An 11,699-nucleotide genomic window follows, 5' to 3' on the forward strand; every position below is an offset into this window, starting at 1 on the left:
TGAAATTCATTATAAAATGGGTGCCTATGAAAAAATCTTTTTTGATTTTTGGGACAATTACACATGAAAATGTTGTCTAAGGTGTGAAAAATTGACCAAATTCTCATAAATTTTGCTTCTTTATAAAGAAGGCACAAAGTTTTTTTTTTTTTTTTAAAAAAAAAAAAAAACTTTTAAATTCAATGATTTTTTGTCATTTATATATTTTTAGAAAATTTAGTGTAAAAAAATTAGTAAAATATTAATAATAAATTGAAAAATCAATACTTTTTAGGATAAAATTTATATTATTTTGATATTTTAAGGAAATTTATGGAAATTTATAACAACAAAAATAGCCTTAAAAGTTGGCAGAACAAATTGTTAGATATTTCTAAAAGAAATCGTCTAATCAATTTTGATTTACTTGGACCAAATAAATCAAAACCACTAAATTTAGGAATTTTGCACCCTACTTTTGAAACTTTTATCAAAAAAATTCTCGAAAATAAATCAAAACTTTATTTTAACAAGCCAACAACAACAAAAAAAAATAATAAAAATAAAGAAAATGAGATTTTTAAACCCTTAAAGGCTGAAGATCTAAAAATCAAAACTGATTATTCTGATAAAAATGATATTATCTCAAATTTACCTTCAGAACAACAATATATTGTTTTCAAAAATTTAATTGACAAGGCAAAAGTCTATAAGAATGAAAAAGCGATAAATATTCTTTATCTAGCAATCGGATTTTTGAAGTGATTTGATGAAAATGATGAAAAACCTTACTATAGTCCTGTTTTTTTATTTCCTGTTCAATTGTCATCTATAAAAAAATCTGCAAATGTTGAAATTTTTGTCCTTGAATTTCCAGATGATGCTTTTTTAACTTTGAATTTAACCCTACTAAAAAAATTAGAATCACTGGGAATTACAAAAATTTTAACAAATTATCAAGTCGATAATACAAAAAAAATTTCAGAAATTTACTATGATTTTAAGAATCATTTTCATGAAAATTTTAAGGAAACTGATTGAGAAATCATTGATTCCATACAATTAAGCGCTTTTGATTATAGTAAAATTGAAATTTACACAGATTTGGTTGAAAACGAAAACAAAATTATTGCCAATGAATTCTACCAAACAATCAGTGATTTGTCAAAGAGCACAAAGTTTGATGTGGCAATTGATCAAAAAAAATATGAAAATAATCTTGATCCAGAAAATTATTTTCATATTTTGGAAGCTGATTCTACTCAAGAAACAGCAATTCAAGCTGCAATAAAAGGCGAAAATTTTATTCTGGATGGACCACCTGGAACCGGAAAATCACAAACAATCACTAATATAATTAATGAATTTTTGGCACGGAACAAAACTGTTTTGTTTGTTTCAGAAAAATTAGCAGCTCTCAACGTTGTTTATGGAAATCTTAAAAAAATAGGTTTAGAGGATTCAGCAATCGCAGTTCACAATGATAAAATTGATAAAAAGGAAATTATCAAAAATCTGCTACTTACATTGGAAAAAGGAACAAAACAGCTTGAAATTAATAAGGCTGAAAAACATCGAATTGAGAGTAACTATATTGAAATACAGCGAAAATTGAATAATTATTTTGAAAAATTGATGGCCATCCATCCTCAGCATGAAAAAAATCTTTATCAACTTATTGCAAAATATGAAAACTTTCGCGATTCACCAGATCTAGATTTTTATTTTCCTTTGGAATATGTTGATAATTTCGATTTTGCTAAATTACAAAAAATAGAATTGGATCTTGATGATTTATTTCAAAAACTCAAGGACATCCAATTTGATTTTAAAAATCATGTTTGATTTGGTTTAAACCAAACAAAAATTGATGAAACCAAGAAACAAAAATTAAAATCTTTAATCACCAAAATTAACATTTTAACAGAAACTATTACTGAAAACTTGCAAAAATTTGATTTTATTTTGGTGCATCCAGATGAGTATTTGAAAAATATTAAAAAACTTTTTGAACTTTTAAATAATCTTTTTTCCTTAAAAAACGTCAATTTTGTTGCATTGCAAAAAATTGATAATTTGAGTGAGGAAATTAAAAAATACAAAAATGCTTTACAAATTTTTTCAGAAATACAGAATTTAGAATTAATCATAAAAAAAGATTTTACGAAGAATCCACTTGATCTTCCGCTAAATGATTTTTATGAAATAATCACTAATCATCAAAAAATGAAAGTAAAGTTTTTTGACTTCAAATATAAAAAGATAAAAAAATATCTTGGACTCTACTCAAATAAAGAAGATGTTGTGGACGTTTTTCTTAATCATTTTCAAAATTTTAATTCCTTAAAAGAGAAAAAATCCTTATTTTTTGAATTAGTTTCAACGCTAAAATTTAAATTAGATTTACATACTCTTGATGAAATCAATTGCAATTTAAATCAATTATTGTTCTATCAGGAATTTAAATTACTTGAAAAAACAACAAAAAATAGAATTCATGAAGCTGAATTCATGAATTTTTTTCTTGATTCAAATTTCACAAAAAATGTTTTAAAAGAAAAATTACTTGACCCCTTAAAAGATTTTTTTGAATCTTGAAATAAATTTGAAATCAATTTTAATTTACAAGATGTAAATTTCTATCTAATGGAAAAGTCAAAATTACTTGAAAATCTTAATTTAAAATTAGATAACCTGAATCAGACTCACTCAATTGTTGAAATTAACAAGTCAATCATGAATCTGAAATCTCATGGAGTTTATGATTTTGTTAAAAAAATAATGGATGAAAATATTCAAAATAACTTTTATAAAATTTTTGCGAAAAAATTTTATAATCAGTTTATTAATAAAGTTATTAGCGACGAGTTTGAAAACCATAATTTTCAAACTTTAAATTTAAATAGATCTAAGTTTGCTGAATTACAAAAAGATTTAGATAAACTTACAAAAAAGAAAGTTGAAGCGATTCTTTTGCAAAAAATCAAACCAATCGACTCACTTCATGAAAAAAATTCAGAAATTAGAATTTTAAAACAAGAAGCAAACAAATCACGAAGATTAATGCCTTTTCGAGAACTTTTTTTAAGAATTCCAAATTTGCTGAAAGAATTGAAACCGTGTTTAATGATGTCGCCAATATTAGTAAGTTCATTTTTTAAAAATAATAAAATTGAATTTGACCTTGTGATTTTTGATGAAGCATCGCAATTACAACCTGAAAGTGCAATAGGTGCAATTTTCCGCGCAAAACAATACATAATTGCGGGCGATAAAGAACAATTACCACCAACAAGTTTCTTTGAAGGCATCGCTAGAAATGTTGATGATGAGGAAAACTTTGATGAATTTGACGCCAAGGATTATGATTCAATTCTTGATGCTAGCCAAACTTTTCTAAAATCCTACCGACTAAAATGGCATTATCGATCAAAATTTGAAGAATTAATTCAACCATCAAATTCTGAAATTTACAACCATGATTTAATCACTTTTCCTACTAGTTGTCGTCCTAAAAAATTCCAAGGAATAAATTTTATAAAAGTAAGTGACGGTGTTTATTTTGATCGCAAAAACGAAAAAGAAGCTGAAAAAGTTGTTGAAATCGTTAAAGAAATTTTGGATTTATACAAAGACAAATACACAATTGGCGTTGTGACCACGAACTTTGAACAGCAAAAATTAATTGAAAAACACATTGAAAAATTTAAAACAAAAAATTCAAAATATGCCCATTTACTTTCCGATGAAGCCTATGTTGATTTTTTTGTCAAAAATATTGAATCTGTTCAAGGCGATGAACGTGATTTCATTATTTTTTCATTAAATTTTGGGCCTAACAAATCAGGAAAAATAATTAAAAATTTCGGATCTATAAACAGAAAAGGCGGTTATCGTCGATTAAATGTTGCCTTCACAAGAGCTAAACAAGGGACAATCATTCTTTCATCAATTGAACCTGATGACATTGACTTGTCCGGCGGTGATTCTCGCGGACCTTCTTTCCTTAGAAAGTATCTTCAATTTGCCAGGTTTAAGTCAAATTTTGGACAAAAAAATGAAAACTTAGAGATCCCTAAAGAAGATTTTAGAAAAAGTGTTGAAAATGAACTGGAAAAATTGGGATACAAATTTATCAAAAACTATGGTTTTTCCAATTATAAAATTGATTTTGCAATTATAAACCCTAATGATGAGAATGAATTTTTGCTTGGAATTGAGTGTGATGGTTCTAGTTATTCTTTGAAAAATGCCCGTGATCGTGAAATTTTACGTCAAAAAGTGATGTCAGCTCGTGGATGAAAAATTTTTCGAATTTGTTCAATAGACTGGTTCTATAACCGTGAATTTCAACTTGAAAAATTAAATGAATTAATTGAAAATTTGCTTGTAAAATCAGATAAAATTGAAAATGATTTTGAAATTATATCTGAGGAAAAGGAAAAATATTTAGAAATTCCCGCTTTTGTTTTCGACAAACCAACAGTAAATTTAAAATCGTTTTTCCAATTTCGTTTTGAAATTAATGATGAAAATTTGCAAAATCTTTATAATCAATTTAATGATGAATTTCAATTTATCATTGAAATTTTTAAAAAAATGAAAATTTTGCACAAAAATGAATTTTTGAAAATTATTTCTTGGCTTTGAGGAAAAAATCGTGTGACGCAACAAATAAGGGGAAATGCCACTAAAATTAGCAATTTGCTTGTTGAAACTGGTAAAATTATTGAAGAAAAACAACATTTTTTATTAAGAAATGTTGAAAATTACGATTTTACCATCCAACCAAAAAGACCATTCAAAGAAATTCATAGCTACGAAATGAGGGATTTAATTACCAAAATAGTTGAAAAAACAAAATCCATTTCTGAACAAAGCCTGTATGAATCAATTTTGGAAATTACCGATTTTAGTCACGTTAAATCTGACACAAAAGAATATATTATGTTTTGTATTGATAAATTGATTGTTGAAAATGTTCTTTTTAAAGACAGATTTGAAAATTTAAGTATTAATAAAAAATAGTTTTTTGAGTTAAAAAAATGAAAAAAAACAATTTTTTCCATTTTTTTTATTCAGATTTTAATTATTTCCATTTCTTTCTTAAAATACATTGGCCGCAGCAAACTATTTTGAAAAATGTTGATTTGTGATATAATCTTACCCAGAGTTTTATGAAAAATGAAGGCACGTTTTAAAGTTATTTTTCAAATCATTGCCCCCATTTTCGTTAGCACTGGCATTATTGCTACAAGTGTTATTTTTCGACCTGAAAGTAATTTAAATTTACCCCAAAATTTGAGTTCACAAAACAAAAAAAATTTGTTAAAAGAACTAAATTATTTAGCTTTAGGCGATTCTTTGAGTTCCGGTTTTGATTGAGAAAATAATCTTGATGGCCGTGGTGATATGATCGATGGTTCAATCAGTGGAATTTCTTTTCCTGCATTTTTTGCAAATTTTGCGCAAAGCATCCAACCAAATTCAGTGAAATCCTTTAAAAATTTGGCTTTAAATAACTCTGGAATTAGTGATTGGTTGTATTTTCTTGATCCAAAAAATAATTTTGTTTCCAAAGAAAATTTACTTAATTTCCAAGCTCAGAGTCACAATAAATCTAGTTTTAGTCGAATAATTCAATCTATTTTTGGTGATTTTAATGGTAATTTTTCTAAACTTGCACTTGAAATTAAAAATGCAAATTTAATTAGTTTTTCTATTGGATTTAGCGATTTTTTGAACAATTTTGGCTTTGATTTCTTTGAAAAGCTTCAATCAGTTAGTTTGGGCGATAACCAAAGGCAAATTTATTTTACACAAAAAACAAATGAAGTTTTTGAAAAAATTAGTAATAATTTACAAAAATTAATTAGTCTAATTAAGAAAATTAATCCCGATGCGTACATAAATTTAATTGGTTATTTTTCAGATCAGCCCAAAATTCAAAAATTTTTTCAAGATTTAGCAAAAAATTATTTAATTGACCTTGACGAGAACCTTCTTTCTATTAAACGACTTAATTTAGAAATTGAAAAAGTTGCAAAATTAGCAGAAGTAAATTTTGTTAATCCTTTTGAAGACAAATCTTGAGAACAAAGTCGTAATCTTTTTTTTGATTTACAAACAAATTTTCGCACACAAATTAAAGGAAACAAGCAAATTGCGCAAAAATTGATTTTATCTCTTGCTTTAGAGCATAAAGACTCTAATTTGGCGGAAATTGCCATTGAAAAAGCAAGAATTATTGCGACCGAATTTTCCTCAGAAAACACATCATTGCAACAAATTTATTTGGCTCCAAACGACAAAATTTTAGAAAAATTAACCGTTAAAGGTTCATTAAAAAGTTTTGTAGAATATGACTCAAATTTTGAAAAAGAAAGTATTATGTTGATGCAATCAAAAGTATCAAAAAACGATTCAATTGAGTCAAGCTCTAGCAAAATTCTTGAAAAAATCACTGAATTCTTTGGTTCTGAAGAAAACAGTTTTGTCAAAATAATTAAAGAGTTAGTGGCAGTTTTTAATCGTAAAGATAATCCTTATTCTGATGTTTTCAACAAAATTGTTGATATCATTTTCAATAGTAGATTTTTTAAAAATGTCATTAACTCAGTGCAACAATTTTTAGTAAGTTCACAATCTGATGATTTAAACAAAATTAAAGCTGAGTCAAATTTAGAATCTAGTTCACAGGCTCCTGATTTATTCACGCATTTAAAAAATAATGCTCTGAATCAAGAATCATTTTTGGATTTATACAAGGAAGTCGCTAGCAATGATTATGTTCAAAAAAACCCTAATAAGGTCGTAAATTTATTTTTTAACTTAATTTTTGGACAACCAGCAATTAGAGATTTAATAGTTAATAGTCTTATCGACAAACCAGAGTACAAAAAAATTATTTTCCAAGTTCTGTCATTTGAATCAGTTCACAAATTTGTGACATTTATTTTAAATGAATTAATTAAGTCACAAAAAGACTATTCAACTGCAACTTCATTTGAAAAATTATTACAATTATTCCTAGAAAATTTAAGTAATTACAACAATTCTGTTTTATTTATTAAAAATTTTATAGTTGAGGCATTAAAAAAACCTGATTTTTTAGAAAGTGTTTTTGCAATTGTTTCAAAAGAATTTGGTTTCAACCTCGAACCTGAAGACCAAAAATCAATAATAACATTACTAACTGGAATAAGTGACATTTTAACAAAAACAAAAACTTTTCAAAATTTGATTGACTTAATTGGTAAAAAAATTATTTTTGAAATTAAGAACTTTGTCACAAAAAAAGAACCGGGTCTTACTTCCTTTATGGATATTTTTTCTAATTTAGGAACGGAGATCAAGTCATTTTTTGTAAAAAAGGATAATATTTACACTTTATTGAAGGATATTTTGAGTTTTAACCCTTCCATTAAGAAATTGTCAGTTGTCAAAGGTTTAGTTAAAAAATTCTTCCCATTCATTAATGAAATTCAAATTAGCTGATTTATTGAAGAAACAGATCCTAATTTCAAGGATTTTAACGTCGTATTTGATTCTTTTAAAGAATTTTTGACAAAAAACAGTTTTTCGGAACTTGAAAAATTAATTAACATTGTTTTTGAAGATTTTTTTATCAAAAATACATTAAAATATCAAAATAGCTTAGATCTAAATGGTTTGATTTTTAATTTTATTAGCAATAATTCTGATTTTTTGAAAAAATTATTCATTGATTTCCTTGAATTTAATAAAAACAATGAATCACTTTTAAATTCATTTAGTTCAATTTTTGTGAATAAATTTGATCTTGCTTCAATTGTTTCTGTTGATAAATTAACAGAATTTATAAAAAAACAAGTTATCTCAACAAAAAATACTGAACTTTCTCAATTTTTTGATACAATATTTACAAGTTTTAGAAATTATACCGAAAAATATAACGAACAAATAATAGTAATTAATAGTAAACTAAAGCATGCAAGAGAAAATAAACTGACTACAATTGAGCGTGATTTGATTAATGAGCAAACTAAAATTAAAGAATCATTAAAATTAAGTAGTATTGTAAAAACAATGGCTACTACTGATAATTTTTGAAATGAATTAAAAGCTAAGATTTCTTAAAAAACCAAGTTTTATTTATATTTTTCTTAAATTTTAAAATTCTTTAATTGCAGTTAAATTAGTAGAAAAAATTCAGACAATTAGTTTTTTCAATGATTTTAAAACTCTATTTTCATTTTTTTATAACATGTTTATTTTTAAAAAAATTTTGAAATAGTTAATTAACTCATACACAAAACTTGGAGTTTTGTGTAATAAACTACTTTGAAGTCTTAAGTTGTTATATCATTCAATAAATGACTTTATTTTTTAATAGGCAACAGTTGTTATAAAGTTTTTATTGTAAATTTCGTATTAAATTATTTCATACACATGCAAAATTACAATTTGTAACCCTTGAAATTTAGTAATTTTAATGTATTTAATTTTCTATTCAAATGTGAATTTATATTGTTTCATTTTGACACACCTTTTTTATGTGTCTAAAATTAATATACTAATTTATATTAATAAAATTTGCTAAAATTGCATTTAAAAAAAAAAAAAAAATGAGTGAAATAAATCACTCATTTTAGCTTAAAACTAAAAATAAATATAGCTACTTATTTATTTTTATTACTTGTATTATAAAAAAAATTAAAAAAAATTAGAAAATTTCAAAAAGTATTTTTTCAAGTTTAGAAAAATCAATTTGCTCATGGATGTCAGAATTAGGCTCAACCGCTAAAACCTTACCCATTGCATCAACAACTAAAAAACCTCTATTTAAAAGAAACAAATCGTCAACTAAAAAACCAGTTGCGAAACCAAAACTTCTAAGCCGATAATCTGAAAAAATTTCTAAATTATCAGCTTGATTTGCATTTTTCCATTGTGCAATTGCCGAAGGTAAGTCAAGAGAAACTGAAATAAAACGAAATTGCGGAAACTTACTAGCTAAATCACGAATTGACAAAGTTTGTAAATCACAAATTTGTGTATTAATTGATGGAAAAACAGAAATTACAGTTGTTTTTCCAAAAGATTCAAAATCAACATTATCAAAATTAGTATCTGTTACTGAAAATTTCAATTTTTCGCCTGGTTTGATTAAGGAAGGAATTAAATTGTATTTCTTATTCTTAAATTTAGTCTGCATTTCAACCCTCCTTTTATCCTTGTTATATATTAAAGTTTATAACTTTGGCGGGGGTTAAAGGATTCGAACCTCTACTAATGGGTTTGGAGTCCATGGTACTACCATTATACTAAACCCCCGGGTTACAAAATAATTATAACAGAAAAATTATTTTTTCCAAAAAAAAAAAAAAAATTTTAAAAAATTTGGAAAAACACTAAATTATAGGCTAAAAATAGCAATTTTTAAAATTGAGTTTTGTTATAAAATTTTAAAATTATGGTAACATCTTGATTATTGAAATGAAAAATAAGAGGTTTTTTATGAAAAAAATTACTAATTTTTTAATAATAGAGAAAAAAAATGAAATTTTCACAATTTCTTTAAGTGCTGAATTGCAAGATGATCTTGGAACAATTGGTTTTATTAAATTTAGTAATAAAAAATCACTAGAAAAAGATGAAATTTTTGCAAAAATTGAAGCTTCAAAAACCGTTTTTTCACTGAAAACACCATTAAAATGTGAGGTTATCGAATTTAATCAATTGGCAATTTCAGATCCAAAAATTCTAAATTCATTTGATGAAAAACAAAATTGACTTTTTAAAGCAAAGAATATTTCCAAAGAGGAATTTGACAATCTTGAAGATTTTTAAACCAAGCAAAATCACTGAGGCAGCCACAAAAATTTGCCAATTCATTAAGCAAGCTGATGCAATTTTGGTGGGAGTTGGTGCTGGAATAACTAGCGCTGACGGAAACGACTATACTGGACAAAAATTTAGTAGTAATTTTGCAGATTTTATTGAAAAATACAATTTTCTTGACATGCTACAAGCATCGCTTTTTGACTTTGGTTCATGGGAAATTTATTGAGCTTTTCATAGTCGGTTCGCAAAAATGAATTATTTGGATCTTGAAAAAACAGCTAGTTTTTTAAACTTGCAAAAAATTTTGCAAGAAAAAAAATTTTTCATAATTACAACAAATTCTGACAGCAGTTTTGAAAAAGCTGAATTTGATACAAATAAAATTTTTTACATTCAAGGAAAATATAATAAATTACAATGCTCGAAAATGTGCACAAATGAACTTTACCAAAATGACAATTTGCTTGAAAAAATGGCAAAAAATCAAGAAAATTTACGTGTTAGTCCAAAATTATTGCCAAAGTGTCCAAAATGCGATGCATTTTTAGAAATAAACAAGCGAATTTCTTTCAAAGGAATGGTTGAAGATGCTGAATTTCATAGGCAAAAACAACGTTATGAGGAATTTATTGCAAAAAATAAAGAAAAAAAATTGCTTTTGTTGGAAATTGGCGTCGGCTTTACAACGCCGCAGCTCATCAAAATACCATTTCAAAAAATGGCAAAAGAATTTCAAAATGCAACTTATGTTGTTTTAAATCAAAAAAAATATCGGCAGAATCCTGAAATTAGAGAAAAATCTCACTTTTTCCATGATGATATTAAAAAATTGCTTGAAAAAATAGCCAAGAAGGGTTTTTAAAATGTATCTAATTGAACCAAAACGTAATGAAAAATGAATTTTTGATGGTGGAATTTTGCTTGCAATTCAATATTGGTCACTACAAAATTTAAAATTTAATGAACCAATAATTTTCCCTTATATTTGTGATCCGCATGTACAAATTGGTTATTTTCAAAATCCAAGAATGGAAGTAAATTTGCCACTTTTGAACAAAGAAAGGATCCCAATTGTTAGACGAGATACCGGTGGTGGTGCAATTTATCTTGACAGAAATGGGTTAAATTTTTGTTTTTTATTTCCATATGAACAAAATAAAAATTTATTGGGGAATTATGAGCTTTTTTACCAACCAATTATCAAAATATTGACCAAATTTGGCGTTAAAAATGCCAAATTTGGCGGCAAAAATGATCTTCAATTGGAAAATAAAAAAATTTCTGGAGCCGCGATGGCTCTTGTTGATCGCTGGATTTATGCTGGATTTTCATTGCTTTATGATGTAGATTTTGATTTTATTGGTAAAATTTTAACCCCAAATAAAGAAAAAATTGCTGCTAAAGGAATAACATCTGTTTCTCAAAGAGTGACTAATTTAAAACCAAAATTAGATCCAAAATACCAAAATTTATCGCTTTTTGAACTAAAAGACTTGATTTTACAAGAATATTTACAATTTCACAACTTAAATGAATTTAAAATTTATAAATTGAGTGATCAAGACTGGCAGGAAATTGACAAAATGGTGGAAAATAAGTACAAAAACTGAGATTTTACTTGGGGCATAACACCTGATTTTTCATTCAACAGAACAGCTAGATTTGCAATTGGAACAGTCACTTTTTCACTTGAAATTAGTGATGGAAAAATTGAAAAAATTAAAATTTATGGTGATTTTTTTCCAAAAAAACCAATTTTTGAACTTGAAAATTATCTAATTGGTACAAAAATGGAAAAATTTGCGCTTCTTAATAGGTTAAAAAGTGCAAATTTGGATCAGTTTTTTAGCAAAAAAATTGACGAAACGGAAATATGTGATCTACTTTTACTTTAA

At 25.8% G+C, this 11,699-nt stretch carries 6 protein-coding genes and 1 tRNA gene; 5 read left to right on the forward strand and 2 right to left on the reverse strand.

What is annotated here, in order from left to right:
• The first annotated feature begins 312 nt into the window (after positions 1-312).
• Together IM807_RS04415 and IM807_RS03030 are read left to right on the forward strand one after the other, a co-directional pair.
• Entirely contained in the window at positions 313-5,007 is a 4,695-nt protein-coding gene (locus IM807_RS04415; protein ID WP_196363057.1) for a DUF4011 domain-containing protein, read from the forward strand.
• Positions 5,008-5,163: 156 nt separating this feature from the next.
• Positions 5,164-8,097: an SGNH/GDSL hydrolase family protein gene (locus IM807_RS03030; RefSeq protein ID WP_196363058.1), complete on the forward strand. Its 2,934-nt coding sequence runs from the start codon at positions 5,164-5,166 to the stop codon at positions 8,095-8,097.
• Between the two features lie 586 nt (positions 8,098-8,683).
• On the opposite strand, the gene IM807_RS03035 is transcribed toward IM807_RS03030, so the two are convergent.
• Positions 8,684-9,175, reverse strand: coding sequence for a peroxiredoxin (locus tag IM807_RS03035; RefSeq protein ID WP_196363059.1), 492 nt, complete (start codon positions 9,173-9,175; stop codon positions 8,684-8,686).
• Between the two features lie 45 nt (positions 9,176-9,220).
• Positions 9,221-9,294: transfer RNA gene (locus IM807_RS03040), tRNA-Trp, on the reverse strand.
• Positions 9,295-9,477: 183 nt separating this feature from the next.
• Here IM807_RS03040 and IM807_RS03045 point away from each other — a divergent pair.
• The 3 genes from IM807_RS03045 to IM807_RS04420 are packed head-to-tail and all read left to right on the forward strand — an operon-like array spanning position 9,478 to position 11,699.
• A complete protein-coding gene (locus IM807_RS03045) occupies positions 9,478-9,810 on the forward strand; it encodes a glycine cleavage system protein H (protein ID WP_196363060.1) in 333 nt (110 codons plus the stop codon).
• Positions 9,797-10,666, forward strand: coding sequence for a deacetylase SIR2 (locus IM807_RS03050; RefSeq protein WP_374958961.1), 870 nt, complete (start codon positions 9,797-9,799; stop codon positions 10,664-10,666). Before IM807_RS03045 ends, IM807_RS03050 begins: the two co-directional genes overlap by 14 nt.
• Position 10,667: 1 nt before the next feature.
• Positions 10,668-11,699, forward strand: coding sequence for a lipoate--protein ligase (locus IM807_RS04420; RefSeq protein WP_196363061.1), 1,032 nt, complete (start codon positions 10,668-10,670; stop codon positions 11,697-11,699).

This window comes from Mycoplasma sp. 'Moose RK', from assembly GCF_015708155.1.
GTDB lineage: Bacteria > Bacillota_I > Bacilli_A > Mycoplasmatales > Metamycoplasmataceae > Mesomycoplasma.